The organism is Pseudomonas sp. CFBP 13602, assembly GCF_014842725.1.
GTDB lineage: Bacteria > Pseudomonadota > Gammaproteobacteria > Pseudomonadales > Pseudomonadaceae > Aquipseudomonas > Aquipseudomonas baltica.
Genome location: NZ_JACYVT010000009.1, coordinates 200,604 through 216,181, shown reverse-complemented (window position 1 = coordinate 216,181; position 15,578 = coordinate 200,604). Strand labels below are relative to the sequence as shown.

Sequence of the window (15,578 nt, the reverse complement as noted above, 5' to 3'; positions counted from 1 at the left end):
CGGCCGCCACTGCGGCGGCCGGCACAGTGGCGACCGGCGCCGCGCGGACCGGCTGGGTAGCGACCGGCTCGAAGGCGTCCTGCAGCTCGGCCGACTTGCGCTGTCGCTGGCGGCGCAACAGCAGCAACAAGGCGATGATCAGCAGCAGTGCCGCAACCAGGGCCAGGATGTTCAACCAGCCACTGCCATCCTCCACCGGAGCCGGAGCCGGAGCCAGGGCCGGAGCCGGTGCTGGCGTGGCAACCGCTGCGGGTGGGGCAGATACAGGCGAAGGCGCAGGCGTTGCCGCAGCGGGTGCCGTTGCGGGAGCGCCGGACGAATCGGCCTCGGCCGCAGGGGTTTCGGCCATGCGTGCCTGCAGCTGGGCAACCTGCTTGTCCTTGTCGGCTACCTGGGCCTCCAGGCTCTGCAGGCGCGCCTGCACCTCGTCGAAGCTCTTCTGCAGTTGCTGGTTTTCCAGGGCGGCGGCAGCCAGTTGCGCAGCGTCCTGCGCAGCGGCCTTGGCCGGCGCCTGTTTCGCAGGCTCACTGGCGCTCGGCGTGGGTGCACTCGCGGCTTTGGGCCTAGTGGGCGCTGCTGCAGGCTGCGCGCTGGCCTGCGCCGGCTGTATGCGCTGCGGCGCGCGGTCGGCGAGGCCCGGCCCCATCCCCGGCGGGTCGAGCAATACCGTGAAGGCACGCAGCAGCTGCCCATTCGGCCGGCCGACCTGAATCACGAAACTCATGAAGGGCTCGGTGACCACTTTGCTGGAGCTGACATGAATGACTTTGCGCCCGCCGCTGAAATCGGGCGAGAACTTGAGGTCGTTGAGGAAGAAACTGCGCTCCACCCCCGCCCTGGCGAACTCTTCGGCCGTCGCCAGGCTGGCACGGATGTCGTCCTGCTCCAGCCCTGCGGTGTCGAGCAAGGCGATATCGGCGCGAAACGGCTGGTTGAGCGATGAGCGCAGGGTCAGCTCGCCAAGACCCAGCGCGGAGGCGGCCGTGGAATAGCACAGCGCCATGGCCCACACCGATGCCAGCAGACGACGTGAAGCAAACCTGGTACGCGACGGTATACGCACTTGCATGGGAATCCCTTGAAGACCGACATCCAATAACTTTATAGCCCGTACGGCCCACTTGCTCCAAGCGGGTGACGGCCCGTTGACTTCAGGATTTCTTTTCCAGATTCGCCAGGATGCGGCTGTGTACCCGCATGGCGGTGCTCAGTTCTTCTTCGTCGACCCCCATGAACAGCTCGGCACGCAAGGCGTTGGCGATGGTTTCGATCTGCTCGATGAGCGGCCGGGCGGGCGCGCACAGCGTGATTTTCTTGGCTCGACGGTCTTCGACCACGGCCTGGCGCTCGACCAGGCCCTGGGCTTCGAGACTGTCCAGCAAGCGTGCCAGGGTCGGCCCCTCGACGCCCACGCTCTGCGCCAGCTCGCGCTGGGTCGGCGCTTCGCCGAACCGCGCCAGGTGCAGCAGGACCAGCCAGCGCGCCTGCGACAATCCCAGGCCCGCCAGCCGACGGTCCAGTTCGGCCCGCCAGCCACGGGACATGTGCGCCAGCTGCATTCCGAAGCGATGTTGATCAGTTAACGGCATAGATCTCTCTTGAAAAAACAGCCTTGCACAAGCAGCGCATGCGTGAAGGTCGGAGCTGATGATTAGTCAGCTAATCATGACCTTAGCCCACAGGCAAGACTCATGCCGAGTGGCAGCCTCGTTCACACCTCGAATTCGGACTGCAACGCCGCACGTATGCAATACAGGACGCCTTCGGGCACACGGCCGGTGAACTGCCCCGCAATCTCGGCGACGCCGGGCAATTCCCCTTCGCCGTCGAGAAAGGCGTCCTGGATTTCACTGAGCAGTTCCTCGGGAAGATCCAGCGCCTGCTCCAGCGACAGCTGCTGCTGGCCGATGGCTTCGGCCAGCAGGCTGTAGACATTCTTCTCACTGCACTGTAACTGGCCAGCGATCTGCAGCGGCGTCATGCCTGCGCGGGCGAGGCTGATGAGCTCGTGGCGGATATCGGCCACCTCGCGTGGCGCCTCTGCCCCGCCCGACCCAGCCAGTACCTGCAGGAACGCTTCACCGTAACGCTCGAGCTTGCGAGCGCCGACGCCACTGACCCGCCCCATATCGGCCATGCTGGTCGGCTGGCTGCGGAGCATTTCGAGCAGGGTCGAGTCCGGGAAGATGACGTAGGGCGGTACCGCATGTTCCTGCGCCAGGTTGCGCCGCAGAGTGCGCAGTGCTTCCCACTGTTCACGCTCCTCGTCGCGCACCAACTGGCTGGCGGGGCTTGCCGAGCCGCTGCCGCGGGCAGAGGTCTGCGGCTTGATTTCCTTGCGCAGCGCAAGCGTCACCTCGCCGCGCAGCAGCGGTCGGCAGCTGTCGCTCAAACGCAGGCCGCCGTAGCCCTCCAGGTCGATATCGGCCAGACCGCGCGCGACCACCTGGCGATACAGCGACCGCCACTCGCCTTCCGAGCGGCCCTTGCCGACACCGAACACTGCCAGTTTGTCGTGGCCGAAACTGCGCACCTTTTCGGTGTCCTTGCCCAGCAGCACGTCCACCAGATGGCCGACGCCGTAGCGTTGCCCGGTGCGGTAGATGGCCGACAGCGCCTGGCGCGCCGGCTCGGTGGCATCCCAGGTCTGCACGCCGTCGACGCAGTTGTCGCAGTGCCCGCAGGGGTTGGGCATCTCTTCATCGAAATAGGCCAGCAGCGATTGACGGCGGCAGCGGGTTTCTTCGCACAGCGCCAGCATGGCGTCGAGCTTGTGCTGTTCAAGGCGCTTGTGGCGCTCGTCACCTTCGGAATTCTGCAGCATCTGCTTGAGCATCAGCACATCCTGCAGCCCGTAGGCCATCCAGGCGTCTGCCGGCAGACCATCGCGGCCAGCGCGGCCGGTTTCCTGGTAGTAGGCTTCCAGCGACTTGGGCAGGTCCAGGTGCGCGACGAAACGCACGTTGGGCTTGTCGATGCCCATGCCGAAGGCGATGGTGGCCACCATGATCAGGCCTTCCTCGTTGAGGAAGCGCTTCTGGTTGGCGGCCCGCGTCGCAGCAGGCAGACCGGCGTGGTACGGCAACGCCGGAAAGTTGTTTTCGCACAGGAACGCGGCGACTTCGTCGACTTTCTTGCGCGACAGGCAGTAAACGATTCCGGCATCGCTGCGCCGCTCGGTGAGGAACGCCAGCAGCTGTTTGCGCGGGCTTTCCTTGGGCACGATGCGGTAGAAAATGTTGGGCCGGTCGAAGCTGGACAGGAATCGCTCGGCGTCCTGCAGGTGCAGACGGGTGACGATTTCCTCGCGCGTGCGCTTGTCGGCAGTGGCGGTCAGGGCGATTCGCGGCACCTGGGGAAACTGTTCGGCCAACTGGCCCAGCTGCAGGTATTCGGGACGGAAGTCGTGCCCCCATTGGGAAACGCAGTGGGCCTCGTCGATGGCGAACAAGGCGATGTCCAGGCCGCGGAGGAAATCCAGCATGCGCGGCTGCACCAGGCGCTCCGGCGCCAGGTACAGCATCTTGATTTCGCCCCGGCGGATGCGCGCGGCCAACTCGCGCTGCTCATCGGAACTGAGCGTGGAGTTCAGGGCCGCTGCCGCCACGCCCAGTTCCTCGAGGGTGGCGACCTGGTCGTCCATCAAGGCGATCAGCGGCGAAACCACCACCGCCAGGCCGTCGCGCAGCAAGGCCGGGACTTGAAAACACAGCGATTTGCCACCGCCGGTGGGCATCAATACCAAGGCATCGCCACCGCGGGCCACACGCTCGATAATGGCACCCTGGCGACCGCGGAAGCTGTCATAGCCGAAGATGTCCTTAAGAACGCGTTGAGCCTGTTCGAGCATGGGTCACTCCAGAAATCGTAAAACCACCCGGGCCGCACAGGCTGGATGAAAAGCGCTTTTGCCGCATCCGCCTTTGCGTAAGCGGGGGTTACCGCCCCGTGAACTCGGGGCCTGAGCGAAAGACCGCGGCAGTATACCCCAGTGCCAGCACCGCGGCGCAGCACCCGCCCATCCTGCCATTTCACCCCTTGGGTGGCGCACAGGGCCTAACAAGGCCTAGAATTCAGTATCCGCATAGTCTTCCAAGGTAACCTGTTAATGTCCTTCGCCGAGCAACTGACCCGCCTGCAAGCCTTCCTCGACGCCGATGAGCTGCATGACGAGGCGCTGGACTACGTCGCCGCCCATGGCTACCTGACCGCCCTCTCCATCTGCTCCGAAGAGGTGCCCGAGCGCGAGTGGATCGACGCCTTGTTCGCCGAGCCGCCGCACTACAGCGACGATGCCCAGCGCGAAGAGATCGAAGGCACCCTCATCCAGCTCAAGGCGCATATCGCGCGCCAGCTGGCCAGCGACGAGGAATTCGAGCTGCCCTGCGAGCTCGACCTGGGCGACGAGCCGGATGATTCCGACCTGCGCGGCTGGTGCATCGGCTTCATGGAAGGGGTATTCCTGCGCGAGGCCGCCTGGTTCGAAACCGCCGAAGACGAAGTCAGCGAGATGCTTCTGCCGATCATGGTCGGTTCCGGCCTGTTCGACGAGCAGCCGGAGTTTTCCGACATTGCCGCCGATGCCAATCTCATGGACGACATGATCGTGCAGATCCCCGAAGCGCTCACCGCCCTCTACCTGCTGTGCAACGCTCCGGACGAGAAACCGGCCATCCTCAAGCCCCGTCATCACTAAGTCTCGCGCCATGCGGCCGGCTCGGCCTGCCTGGCTGCGTTACCTGCTGCTGGGCATCGGCTGCATCAGCGTTGCACTCGGTGTCATTGGGATTTTCCTGCCGGTGATGCCCACTACCCCCTTTCTGCTCCTCGCTGCAGCGTGCTTCGCGCGAAGCTCGCCGCGCTTCCATGCGTGGCTGCTCGGCCATCCGCAACTCGGCCCTTTGCTCAAGACCTACCTGGGCGGCGAAGGCATTCCGCGCAAAGCCAAGGTGCTGGCCATTGGTTCCACGTGGGTCAGCATCGCGGTGTCCTGCTGGCTGGTGCCCTGGCCGTGGCTGCGTGTGCTGCTCGTGGGCATCGCGATGGCAGTGACTGTCTATATTGCTCGTCTGAAGACAAGTGCCGTAAAGGGTCAGCATCCGTTGGGCCATGATGTCGACGAACGGTCGACACTCGACAAAACCTGAATGAAATCAACTGACTAATCTCGTCTCCCGGAATGAATCAACGGTGATACACCCCGGATTCATTGTGACAATTTTCCGTCACTAACCGACTGCAATTTTCCGTCTCCTCTCGCCTATGCCCCGCCACCCCCGAAAACGCTGGCGTTGCGCCTTCTTTATCGCCGAACCCCGCTCACACCGCGCGCCTCAGGAGCAGTGAAATCTATTTGCCATCATCGAAACGAATGATGGCATAAGTGTTTTTTGCTCTATATCATGTGAAAATTCCGTTGAACGCGCTGCTTTCGGCGCCTCGGTTGCGCTTGTTACAAACCCGAAACGGACTTTTAAACGAGTTATTCGCCAACATTCTGGCGTCTGCACGACTTCACACATCACGGAGAAGCACCCGAATGCGCGTTTTCACCCCCATCTGCAGCGCGATTTTGTTGGCCATGGCGTGCTCGCACGCGCAAGCCATGTCGCTCACCGAGGCGATCCAGAGCACCGTGGATAACCACCCTGAGTTGGCATCCAACATCAACAGTCGCCTTGCCGCGGATGAGGACACGAAGATTGCCCAGGGTGCCTACCGCCCCAGCGTCGATTTCGTTGCAGGCTACGGTCGCGAGCGTTCGGACAACCTGAACACCCGCGCACGCGGCAATCACAACAAGGAAACGCTGAACTACACCCAGTCCGAGTTGCGCCTGCGCCAGATGCTGTTCGACGGCTCCAGCGCCTCCAGCGAAGTCAGCCGGACCCGCTCGACCGCCACGTCGCGTGCCTACTATGTCCAGGCCACCGCCCAGGATCTGGCCCTGCGTGCCGTGCAGGTCTACCTTGACGTACTGCGCAACCGTGAACTGGTAACCCTGGCCAAGAACAACCTGCAGGCGCACCTGCGCGTCAACGACCAGATCGGCCTGCGCAGCGAGCGCGGCGTGGGCAGCACCGCCGACGTCGACCAGTCGCGTGCTCGTCGCGCCCTCGCCGAGAACAACTACAACACCGCTCAGGTCAACCTGGCCGATGCCGAAGCGGCCTTCTTCAGCGCCGTGGGCCGCATGCCCGACGAACTGGAACCGCTGCCTTCGATGCGTGGCGAACTGCCGGCCGACCTGAACGCCGCCCGGCAGTCGATGATGGAAAACAATCCGTACCTCAAATCGGCCCAGGCCGACGTACAGGCTGCCGAAAGCCAGTACGCAGGCGCCAAGTCGGCGTTCTACCCACGGATCGACGCTGAACTGGCCACCGGTGCCAACAACAACCTCTCGGGCGAGCGCGGCCACAACAACACCGATTGGCGTGCCGGCGTGAGCATGAGCTACAACCTGTACCGTGGCGGCAGCGACAAGGCTCGTCTGCAGGGCGATGCACATCGCATCAACCAGGCCATGGACATCCGCAACAATGCCCTGCGTCAGTTGAACGAGAACATGGCGCTGTCGTGGAACGCGATGAAAAACGCCAGCACGCAGATTCCGTACGCCCGTGAATACGCCGAGACCACCACCCGCGTGCGAGCGGCCTACCAGGACCAGTTCGGCCTGGGCCAGCGTACCCTGCTCGACGTACTCGACAGCGAGAACGAGCTGTACACCGCCAACACCCGCTACGCCGAAGTGCGCTACACCGAGGAATACTCGATGTACCGCGTGCTCTCGAGCATGGGTGAGCTGCTGGCCAAGACCCGCGTCGTGCTGCCAGCCGAAGCCGTTGCCCTGAGCGAAGTGAAGAGCGAAGCGCGCCTGCCAGACATGCGCTGATTGCCGCTACGCCGAACCCCGTGACCGCTCGTTCGCAGCCGGTCACGGGGTTCGCATGACGAAAGCCCTGGGCTCAGCTCAGGGTTTCGTCGATCACCAGCACCACCTTCCCGGAAATCTGATTGCTCGCCAGCGCTTCGAACGCCGCTTCGGCGTCGGCAATCGGAAACGTCTTGGCCAACTGCGACTTCAAACGCCCTTCGGTGAACAATGGCCATACCTGCTGGCCCAGGTCACTGAGCAGGTCGGCCTTGAACTGATCGTCACGACTGCGCAAGGTGGAACCCTGCAGGCGCACCCGTTTGGCCAGCACCTTGGCCAGGTCGAACTGCGCCTCGCGACCGCCCATCAGGCCGATCATCACCCAGCGCCCGTCCAGTGCCACTACGTCCAGGTTCAGCTCGCTGTAGTTGGCGCCGACCGGGTCGAGGATCACATTGAAGGGCCCCAGGTCCTTCAGCGCTTCAAGCCCGTCGCCGCGTACCACACCGCCCTGGGCGCCCAGCGCTTCGCAATAGGCCAGGCGCTCGGCGGAACCAACGCTGACCCAGGTTGGGTTGCCGAACGCCTTGCACAGCTGGATCGCCGCCGAGCCAATGCCACTGGCACCGGCATGCAGCAGGACCTTCTCGCCCGGCTGCAGGTCGGCCAGCTGGAACAGGTTCAGCCACACCGTCGCGTAGACCTCGACGATGCCCGCGGCTTCGTGCAGGCTCAGCCCCTCGGGCACAGGCAGCACATGGCGGCCATCGACCACCACTTCTTCGGCCATGCCGCCACCAGCCAGCAAGGTGCAGACACGGTCGCCGACCTGCCAGGACGATCCCACGCCGACTTCGCTGATGACGCCCGCACATTCCAGGCCGAGGATATCGCTGGCACCCGGCGGCGGCGGGTACAAGCCTGCGCGCTGCATCAGGTCGGCCCGATTGAGGCCGGCCGCGGCTACCCGAATCTTCACTTGACCCACGTCACACGTCGGGCTCGGTTGTTCGAGCCACTCCACATGTCCTTCCACGCCTTGCAATGCCTTCACGGTGCCTCCATAGTTGAGTCATGACTGAGCCCGACGCCTTGGCGTCGGGCTTTTCGCATTATGCGTCCGGCTTCAACGGAACCGGCGAATTCAAAGACGGCCTAATATGCGTGATCAATTGCCCCCACGTCGAATCAGCATGAAGCATTTCATTCCCGGCAGTGCCCTGGCGCTGTGTATCGGCCTCGGCACCCTGTCGATGTCCGCCAATACCTTCGCTGCCAACAGCTGGGACAAACTTCAGCCGGATCGCGACGAAGTGGTGGCCAGCCTCAATGTCGTCGAGCTGCTCAAGCGTCATCATTACAGCAAGCCGCCGCTCAACGATGCGCGCTCGGTCATCATCTACGACAGCTACATCAAGCTGCTCGATCCCTCGCGCAGTTATTTCACTGCGGCCGACATCGCCGAATTCGACAAGTGGAAGACCCAGTTCGACGACTTCCTGAAGAACGGCAACCTGGATCCCGGTTTCGTCATCTACAAGCGCTATCTGGACCGGGTCAAGGCACGCCTGGACTTCGCCCTGGCCGAACTGAACAAGGGCGTCGACAAGTTCGACTTCACCACCAAGGAAACCCTGCTGGTAGACCGCAAGGATGCCCCTTGGCTGAAAAACGAGGCCGAACTCGACGACTTGTGGCGCAAGCGCGTGAAAGATGAAGTGCTGCGCCAGAAGATCGCCGGCAAGGACGCAGCGCAGATCCAGGACACCTTGTCCAAGCGCTACAAGAACCAGCTCGCGCGTTTGGACCAGACCCGCGCCGAGGACATCTTCCAGGCCTACATCAATACCTTCGCCCAGTCCTACGATCCGCACACCAACTACCTGTCTCCGGACAACGCGGAAAACTTCGACATCAACATGAGCCTGTCGCTCGAAGGTATCGGTGCGGTCCTGCAGAGCGACAACGACCAGGTCAAGATCGTCCGCCTGGTCCCCGCGGGCCCGGCCGACAAGACCAAGCAGGTCGCCCCTGCCGACAAGATCATCGGTGTTGCCCAGGGCGACAAGGAAATGGTCGACGTGGTCGGCTGGCGCCTGGATGAAGTGGTCAAGCTGATTCGCGGGCCGAAAGGCTCCACCGTGCGCCTGGAAGTGATTCCGCACACCAATGCGCCCAACGACCAGACCAGCAAGATCGTCTCGATCACCCGCGAAGCGGTCAAGCTTGAAGAACAGGCGGCGAAAAAGTCGATCCTCAACCTCAAGGAAAACGGCCGCGACTACAAGCTCGGCGTGATCGAGATTCCTGCGTTCTACCTGGACTTCAAGGCGTTCCGCGCCGGTGACCCGGACTACAAGTCGACCACCCGCGATGTACGCAAGCTGCTCACCGAATTGCAGAAAGAGAAAGTCGACGGCGTGGTCATCGACCTGCGCAACAACGGCGGCGGCTCCCTGCAGGAAGCTACCGAACTGACCAGCCTGTTCATCGAGAAAGGTCCGACCGTGCTGGTGCGCAACGCCGATGGCCGCGTCGACGTACTTGAAGATGAAAACCCCGGTGCGTTCTACAAGGGCCCGCTGGCGCTGCTGGTGAATCGCCTGTCGGCTTCGGCCTCGGAGATTTTCGCCGGCGCCATGCAGGACTACCACCGCGCGTTGATCGTCGGCGGCCAGACCTTCGGCAAGGGCACAGTGCAGACCATCCAGCCGCTCAACCATGGCGAGCTCAAGCTGACCCTGGCCAAGTTCTACCGCGTCTCCGGGCAGAGTACCCAGCACCAGGGTGTACTGCCGGACATCGCCTACCCGTCGATCATCGACACCAAGGAAATCGGTGAAAGCGCACTGCCCGAAGCCATGCCCTGGGACACCATCCGCCCGGCCATCAAGCCGGCCAGCGATCCGTTCAAGCCCTACCTGGCCAAGCTGACCGCCGACCACGACGCCCGCACCGTCAAGGACCCGGAATTCATCTATATCCGCGATCGCCTGGCCCTGGCCGAGCAGTTGATGAAAGAGAAGACCGTCAGCCTGAACGAAGCCGACCGCCGCGCGCAGCACAGCGATATCGAAGCCAAGCAACTAGCCCTGGAGAACACCCGACGCAAGGCCAAAGGCGAAGAACCGCTGAAAGAGCTGAAGAAGGAAGACGAGGATGCCCTGGGTGCCGATCCGGACAAGACCAAGCCGGAAGATGACGCCTACCTCGCGGAAACCGGGCGCATTCTGCTCGACTACCTAAAGCTCAACACGTCGGTGGCCAAGCATTGACCGGAGCATGGCCCTGCATTGACGGATAGGTGACAGGACGGTCATCAAACCGACATGAAGCTGTCGTGAAATAGGGACCCGCTGCGCCTGCAGCGGGTCTTTTTTTGCGTCTGGCCCGCGGCTTTCGACCCGTTCGCGCGACCGGCCAGCACGACATTCAGCAAGGTAGGAACCGATGACCGTCATAGAACAGCTCAGCGCCCTGGACACCATTCTTGCCCAAGGCGGTGTGCACTGCTTGTTCCAGCCGATCGTGTCACTGTCGCAACGGCAGATACTGGGCTTCGAGGCATTGAGCCGGGGGCCTTCGAACAGCCCATTGCATTCGCCCATCAATCTGTTCGCGGTGGCACGCCAGGCCGGTCGGCTCAACGAGCTGGAAGTGATGTGTCGGGAAACCGCCTGCCGCCGTTTCAGCGAACAGCGCCTGGACGGCAAGCTGTTTCTCAACGTCTCGCCCGAGTCGCTGCTCGAACCGCTGCACGAGGACGGCCGCACGTTGCAGCTGTTGCAGCGCTACGGCATCAGCCCGAGCCAGGTGGTCATCGAACTCACCGAGCAGACTCCTACCGACGATTTCCAACTGCTGTTCAACGCCCTGCATCACTACCGCGCCATGGGCTTTTCGATTGCCCTGGACGATCTGGGTGCAGGCTATTCAAGCCTGCGCCTGTGGTCCGAGTTGCGTCCGGACTATGTGAAGATCGACCGACACTTCATCGACGGCATCCACCAGGATGCACTCAAGCGCGAATTCGTCGGTTCCATTCTGCAGATCGCCAAGGCTTCCCGGGCCCAGGTGATCGCCGAAGGCATCGAGCTGGTCGAGGAGTTGCTGGTATTGATCGAAATGGGTGTCGACCTGGTCCAGGGTTATCTGCTCTGCCGCCCTCAGGAACAGCCGCCACGGGACGCACGTGGGCTGGTCCCGCGGCTCGAGGACGGCAATCCGCCGCTTGGCGACAACGGCAGCGACCTCGCACCGTTGATCATCGAGCAGGCTGCGGTGCATCGCGATACGCCGACTCAGCAGGTCCTGGAAGCCTTCCGGCTGCAGGCCAACCTGAACACCCTCGCCGTCGTCGACGGCGAGCGGCGCCCGTGCGGCATCGTTCATCGGCACTCGCTGTCCGATGCATTGCTCAAGCCATTCGCCACCGAGCTGTTCGCGCGCAAGCCGATCAGCCGGCTGATGAGCAATGATTTTCTGGCAGTGGACTGCAAACAATCGCTGCAACAGGTCAGCCGTTTGCTCACCGGGCGTGCGCGGCAGCGGATCGAGGAAGACTTCATCGTCATCCAGGGTGGGTGCTACCTGGGGCTGGGCCGGGTCATCGACGTGCTCAAGCTGATCACCGAGCTGAAAATCCAGCAGGCCAGGCATGCCAACCCCTTGACCCTGTTGCCTGGCAACGTGCCGATCCAGCAGTGCCTGACCCGTGTGCTGGAACAGGGCCGCGAGGCGATCATCTGCTATGTGGACATCGACAACTTCAAGCCCTTCAACGACATCTATGGCTACGCACGTGGCGATGAGGTGCTGCTGTGCCTGGCCCAGTGCCTGAGCGAGCGCGTGGATCCGAGCCGAGACTTCGTCGGCCACATCGGTGGCGACGATTTCATCCTGGTCATCAGTCCGGCCGACTGGTGCCGGCGCCTGAGTCAGTTACAGGAAGACTTCCAGCACCAGTGCCGGCGCTTCTATCGCCCCGAGCATCTGCAAGCAGGCTGTTTTCTAGCCACGGATCGTCGCGGCGAGCAGCAACGATTTGCCCTGCTGTCGCTGTCCATCGGCGTGGTTCATTTGCGGGCCGAGGCCTGTAGCCTCATGGATGGCAGTCAACTGGCGGAAATGGCTTCGCAGGCCAAGCACCTGGCCAAAGAGGTCCAGGGGTCCAGTGTGCACGTGATCGACACGCAGCTCGCCGAGTCGGCCTGACGACTCAGGCCGTCGTAGTGGGCGGGTAGATGTATTCGAACACCCGCGCCACTTCCGAGGCATGCCACGAGGCGGCGGCAACGCCATCCGACGGTCCACAGAAACGTCCGAGTTTTTCCGCACACTCGAAAAACCCGGTACGCGGCAGGCGGCTGGCGCCCTGGCTGATCACCAGCGAGCTGCGCAGTGGCTGATCGGCGCGGGCGTCGATCATGGCCAGGTATTCGAGTGCCGCCGTCAGTGTCTGCATAGCGGGCGTGGGCAATTCCAGGCGTTCGAGCAGCGCGCGGTAGGTGAGCAGGTGACGCTGGCGGCGAGCGTGGTCCAGCTCGCCGAGCAGGCCGTCCCATTGCTGCCGACTGATGCGCACGCTCACGAGCGGGTGCTCCAGCCCGGCACCCCCAACTCCCAGGCGAGGCTGCGGCGAATGGCGGCATCCGGTTCCCGCTCGCCGGTTTCGATCATCGACAGGTAGGAGGGACTGATGCCCACGGCGCGCGCCAGGCTTTCAAGCGGCAGGCCCTGCGCCTCGCGCAGTTCGCGCAGACGCTCGAAGCCTGGCGGGGGCGCGAGCGGCGCAGCGCTGACAGGGTCGGCAGCAGGCTGCGAGGCTGCGACGTCGGCAGAGGCGCCAACCGGGTTGACCGCAGCTGCAGCAATCAACCGCTGATACTCGTCCCATGGCACGACCGCATACTCCGGCTGGCCGTCGCGGCTGATCACTTGAACCCCCATTGCATCCTCCCGCCCGATGAGCGCGCACATCGGACGATGCGAGCGTAATGGCGGAATGTTAACAGGGGATTGCCGACTCCGGGGCGTTAACTGCGCGCCAAAGCCAGCGGGGCGGCTTCAGCGGTGGGACTTTTCCAGTTCCAGATCCTTCTCCGAGGCTGGCAGGCGTTCGAGCACTCGCAGTTTCTCCGGCGACTGACGCTGACGCCAGGCACGGAACGCATCGAGTTCCCCGGACAGGGTCTTCATCACCCAGGCCAATACGGCAATGTCGTCGAGCATGCCGACACCGATCAAAAAGTCGGGGATTGCATCGATGGGGCTGACGAAATAGACCAGTCCGGCAACGATGGACACCAGTGCCTTGGGGCTGATGCTGCGGTACTCGCCGCGCCAGTACGCCAGGCACAGGGCCTGCAGCAGTTGCACGTCCTCTTTCAAAGCGCCCAGCCGGTAGCCCTTGCCCTTGCGTGCCACGGCGAAGATCAGGGCCGGCAGGCGGCCTCGACTCAGGACACGTTCGGCAATGGGCAGGAAACGAGTGAAATTCCAAGGTGCTTTCATGAGCCCTCCGGTGCCGAATGATGGTTTGAGGTTATCCACAGTATTTGTGGATAACCTTGTGAACAGAGCCGCTTTTCGCGCCTGACCTGCCCGGTTTTCAAGGGCTGAGGTCAAATCGGGCGTTTTTTACTCACACAAAAAACCCGCGAAAATCCTTGACGCAGCGTTCTGAAAACAGTTACTGCCGCTTCCTTTAAGACCCATTGGCACAGACCCGGTTCAAACGAAAACGCCCCGTCGAGACGGGGCGTTCCGGGAAACGAAGCAGCTTACTTGGCGGGTGCTGCTTCTTCGACTTCGGCGTCGTCGGTTGCAGCTTCAGCGTCAGCGGCAGCCTTGGCTGCGTCCTTGATGGCGATCAGCTCGAGGTCGAACACCAGCACCGAGTTGGCTGGAATGGTCGGGCTCGGGCTCTGCGCGCCGTAGGCCAGATCAGCCGGAATGAACAACTTGACCTTCTCGCCCACGTGCATCAGTTGCAGGCCTTCGACCCAGCCCGGGATCACGCCGCTGACCGGCAGATCGATGGGCGCGCCGCGCTCGATGGAGCTGTCGAAGACCTTGCCGTCGATCAACTTGCCTTCGTAATGAACGGTAACCACATCGGTCGGCTTGGGCTGGGCGCCTTCGGCCTTCTTGATGACCTGGTACTGCAGGCCGGAGGCGGTAGTGACCACGCCGTCTTTCTTGGCATTGTCCTCGAGGAACTTCTTGCCGGCGGTCTGCGCCTCGGCGTTCATCTTGGTCATGCGTTCTTCGGCGCGTTTCTGCAGATCGGCAAAGGCTGCGACCAGGTCGTCGTCCTTGATCTTCTGCTCTTTCTTGCCGACGGCGTCTTCGATACCCAGGGCAACGGCCTTGGAGTCGAGATCGTCCATGCCTTCCTGAGCCAGGCTCTTGCCCATGTTCAGGCCGATACCGTAGGAAGCTTTCTGCGCCGGGGTTTTGAGCTCGACGCTGGTCTGGGAATCGCAACCTGCGAGGACCAGGGTGACCAAGGCAACTGCCGCCGCCAACCGATGCTGTTTCATGCTATTTCCTTGTTCATGCGCCATAAGGGCAATCGAATGAGGCCGCGAGCTTATCAGGCGGCCACGACCAATGGCTACCGGCATGAGAGAGGCAAAAAGACGATAAGTTCAGGCCAGCAAAAGGAAAGTGGTGCGGCAGCGGCTGGATGAAACATGTGTCACGCAGGGCTGGGTGCCTGGCCGTAGTGCGCAGCCACTTCACGCACCACCTCGCACAGCCACTGAGCCGGCAAGGCCAGCGGCAGCGCGGCGTTGCGGCAGATACCCACCGAACCACCCGGCTCGTGCACGCCCAGATCCAGTTCGCACAGCTGGCCGGTGGCGATATCGCGCTGCACCGCATCGCGCGGGGCCACCCAGATGGCGTCACTGCTTGCGACGTAGCGTCGACTGAGGGTCGGTGAAAGCGTTTCCAGACGTTGCGCCGAGGGCGTGATGGCGCATTGCACGAACAAACTGTCGGCATGCTTGCGAATAGTCGTACCGGCCAGCGGCAGCACCCAGGGGTAGCTGCCGACCTGTTCGGCGCTCAGCGGGCGCATCTGCAGCAGCGGATGCGCCGGACGCACGACCAGCGTCATGGATTCGCTGTACAGGTGTTCGAACGACAGACCCTGGATCTGCGGGCTGTCGGTCATGCGGCCGATCACCAGGTCCAGTTCGCCGACGTGCAGTTGCGCCAGCAGATAGGCACCCGGCCCGGTCGCCACGCTGACCACCAGGGCGGCGTGGCGTTCGTGCAGGCGGCAGAGTACTTCGGGCAACAGCTGGCTTTCCACGGTCGACAGCACGCCGATGCGCACCTGAGGGGCTTCATGGGGCTCGCCGCGCAGGCTGCTGACGCCGTCGCGCAAGGCCTGCACGCAGGGCCCGGCATAACGCATAAAGCGCACGCCGGCGGCGGTCAGCTCGACGCCGCTCTTGTCGCGGTCGAACAGGCGGGTCTGCAGCAGGTCTTCGAGTTCCTTGAGCGTCTTGGAAATCGCCGGCTGGCTGATGGACAGGCCATCGGCAGCCTTGGCGAAGCTGCCCTGGCGGGCAATTTCGAGAAAGCACAGCAGGTGGCGGAATTTGATGCGGCTGTCGAGGTTCATGGCGCCAATCGTAGCATTGGGCCATGGGGTTTGCTTTGGCAGTGAGGGCCCATTCGCAGG

At 63.1% G+C, this 15,578-nt stretch carries 14 protein-coding genes; 5 read left to right on the top strand and 9 right to left on the bottom strand.

Annotated features, from left to right (window positions below):
- The 3 genes from IFU31_RS19270 to recQ form a co-directional block, all read right to left on the bottom strand.
- Nucleotides 1-1,069 (bottom strand): FimV/HubP-related protein (locus IFU31_RS19270; RefSeq protein ID WP_446731044.1); only part of this gene is annotated, 1,069 nt, incomplete at its 3' end.
- Between the two features lie 82 nt (nucleotides 1,070-1,151).
- Nucleotides 1,152-1,589, bottom strand: coding sequence for a MarR family transcriptional regulator (locus tag IFU31_RS19265; protein WP_185793860.1), 438 nt, complete (start codon nucleotides 1,587-1,589; stop codon nucleotides 1,152-1,154).
- A gap of 122 nt (nucleotides 1,590-1,711) precedes the next feature.
- A complete protein-coding gene (gene recQ / locus IFU31_RS19260) occupies nucleotides 1,712-3,850 on the bottom strand; it encodes a DNA helicase RecQ (RefSeq protein ID WP_192057522.1) in 2,139 nt (712 codons plus the stop codon).
- Nucleotides 3,851-4,108: 258 nt separating this feature from the next.
- Here recQ and IFU31_RS19255 point away from each other — a divergent pair, with 258 nt between their 5' ends.
- The 3 genes from IFU31_RS19255 (at nucleotide 4,109) to IFU31_RS19245 (ending at nucleotide 6,898) form a co-directional block, all read left to right on the top strand.
- Nucleotides 4,109-4,696, top strand: a complete 588-nt coding sequence (locus IFU31_RS19255; RefSeq protein ID WP_192057523.1) for a UPF0149 family protein — start codon at nucleotides 4,109-4,111, stop codon at nucleotides 4,694-4,696.
- Nucleotides 4,697-4,706: 10 nt separating this feature from the next.
- Entirely contained in the window at nucleotides 4,707-5,147 is a 441-nt protein-coding gene (locus tag IFU31_RS19250) for a YbaN family protein (RefSeq protein ID WP_192104226.1), read from the top strand.
- Between the two features lie 392 nt (nucleotides 5,148-5,539).
- The gene (locus IFU31_RS19245) at nucleotides 5,540-6,898 is read left to right on the top strand and encodes a TolC family outer membrane protein (protein ID WP_192057525.1); all 1,359 of its coding nucleotides are present in this window, start codon (nucleotides 5,540-5,542) and stop codon (nucleotides 6,896-6,898) included.
- 73 nt (nucleotides 6,899-6,971) lie between these two features.
- On the opposite strand, the gene IFU31_RS19240 is transcribed toward IFU31_RS19245, so the two are convergent.
- Complete coding sequence (locus IFU31_RS19240; protein ID WP_192057526.1) at nucleotides 6,972-7,934, bottom strand: zinc-binding dehydrogenase; 963 nt, start codon at nucleotides 7,932-7,934, stop codon at nucleotides 6,972-6,974.
- A gap of 139 nt (nucleotides 7,935-8,073) precedes the next feature.
- On the opposite strand from IFU31_RS19240, the gene IFU31_RS19235 reads away from it, so the two are divergent.
- Nucleotides 8,074-10,155: a carboxy terminal-processing peptidase gene (locus IFU31_RS19235; RefSeq protein WP_192053901.1), complete on the top strand. Its 2,082-nt coding sequence runs from the start codon at nucleotides 8,074-8,076 to the stop codon at nucleotides 10,153-10,155.
- A 175-nt stretch (nucleotides 10,156-10,330) separates the two neighbouring features.
- Nucleotides 10,331-12,094, top strand: a complete 1,764-nt coding sequence (locus IFU31_RS19230) for a bifunctional diguanylate cyclase/phosphodiesterase (RefSeq protein ID WP_192104224.1) — start codon at nucleotides 10,331-10,333, stop codon at nucleotides 12,092-12,094.
- A gap of 4 nt (nucleotides 12,095-12,098) precedes the next feature.
- On the opposite strand, the gene IFU31_RS19225 is transcribed toward IFU31_RS19230, so the two are convergent.
- The 5 genes from IFU31_RS19225 to pcaQ all read right to left on the bottom strand — a co-directional run bounded on the left by IFU31_RS19225 (nucleotide 12,099) and on the right by pcaQ (nucleotide 15,518).
- On the bottom strand, nucleotides 12,099-12,470 hold the full coding sequence (locus IFU31_RS19225; RefSeq protein WP_192053898.1) for a hypothetical protein: 372 nt from the start codon (nucleotides 12,468-12,470) through the stop codon (nucleotides 12,099-12,101).
- Nucleotides 12,467-12,829 carry a helix-turn-helix domain-containing protein gene (locus IFU31_RS19220; RefSeq protein ID WP_192104222.1) on the bottom strand — a complete coding sequence of 121 codons (363 nt, stop codon included), beginning with the start codon at nucleotides 12,827-12,829 and terminating at the stop codon, nucleotides 12,467-12,469. The genes IFU31_RS19225 and IFU31_RS19220 overlap by 4 nt, the downstream gene beginning before the upstream one ends.
- 117 nt (nucleotides 12,830-12,946) lie before the next feature.
- Nucleotides 12,947-13,393: a YkvA family protein gene (locus tag IFU31_RS19215; protein WP_122479188.1), complete on the bottom strand. Its 447-nt coding sequence runs from the start codon at nucleotides 13,391-13,393 to the stop codon at nucleotides 12,947-12,949.
- Between the two features lie 269 nt (nucleotides 13,394-13,662).
- Entirely contained in the window at nucleotides 13,663-14,424 is a 762-nt protein-coding gene (locus IFU31_RS19210) for an FKBP-type peptidyl-prolyl cis-trans isomerase (RefSeq protein WP_122479189.1), read from the bottom strand.
- A gap of 158 nt (nucleotides 14,425-14,582) precedes the next feature.
- A complete protein-coding gene (gene pcaQ, locus IFU31_RS19205) occupies nucleotides 14,583-15,518 on the bottom strand; it encodes a pca operon transcription factor PcaQ (RefSeq protein ID WP_122479190.1) in 936 nt (311 codons plus the stop codon).
- Nucleotides 15,519-15,578: the final 60 nt, after the last annotated feature.

Coding starts and splice junctions, on each gene's coding strand:
- IFU31_RS19265 (WP_185793860.1), bottom strand. CDS start 1,589: ATGCCGTTAACTGATCAACATCGCTTCGGAATGCAGCTGGCGCACATG.
- IFU31_RS19245 (WP_192057525.1), top strand. CDS start 5,540: ATGCGCGTTTTCACCCCCATCTGCAGCGCGATTTTGTTGGCCATGGCG.
- IFU31_RS19235 (WP_192053901.1), top strand. CDS start 8,074: ATGAAGCATTTCATTCCCGGCAGTGCCCTGGCGCTGTGTATCGGCCTC.
- recQ (WP_192057522.1), bottom strand. CDS start 3,850: ATGCTCGAACAGGCTCAACGCGTTCTTAAGGACATCTTCGGCTATGAC.
- pcaQ (WP_122479190.1), bottom strand. CDS start 15,518: ATGAACCTCGACAGCCGCATCAAATTCCGCCACCTGCTGTGCTTTCTC.
- IFU31_RS19210 (WP_122479189.1), bottom strand. CDS start 14,424: ATGAAACAGCATCGGTTGGCGGCGGCAGTTGCCTTGGTCACCCTGGTC.
- IFU31_RS19215 (WP_122479188.1), bottom strand. CDS start 13,393: ATGAAAGCACCTTGGAATTTCACTCGTTTCCTGCCCATTGCCGAACGT.
- IFU31_RS19255 (WP_192057523.1), top strand. CDS start 4,109: ATGTCCTTCGCCGAGCAACTGACCCGCCTGCAAGCCTTCCTCGACGCC.
- IFU31_RS19230 (WP_192104224.1), top strand. CDS start 10,331: ATGACCGTCATAGAACAGCTCAGCGCCCTGGACACCATTCTTGCCCAA.
- IFU31_RS19220 (WP_192104222.1), bottom strand. CDS start 12,829: ATGGGGGTTCAAGTGATCAGCCGCGACGGCCAGCCGGAGTATGCGGTC.
- IFU31_RS19250 (WP_192104226.1), top strand. CDS start 4,707: ATGCGGCCGGCTCGGCCTGCCTGGCTGCGTTACCTGCTGCTGGGCATC.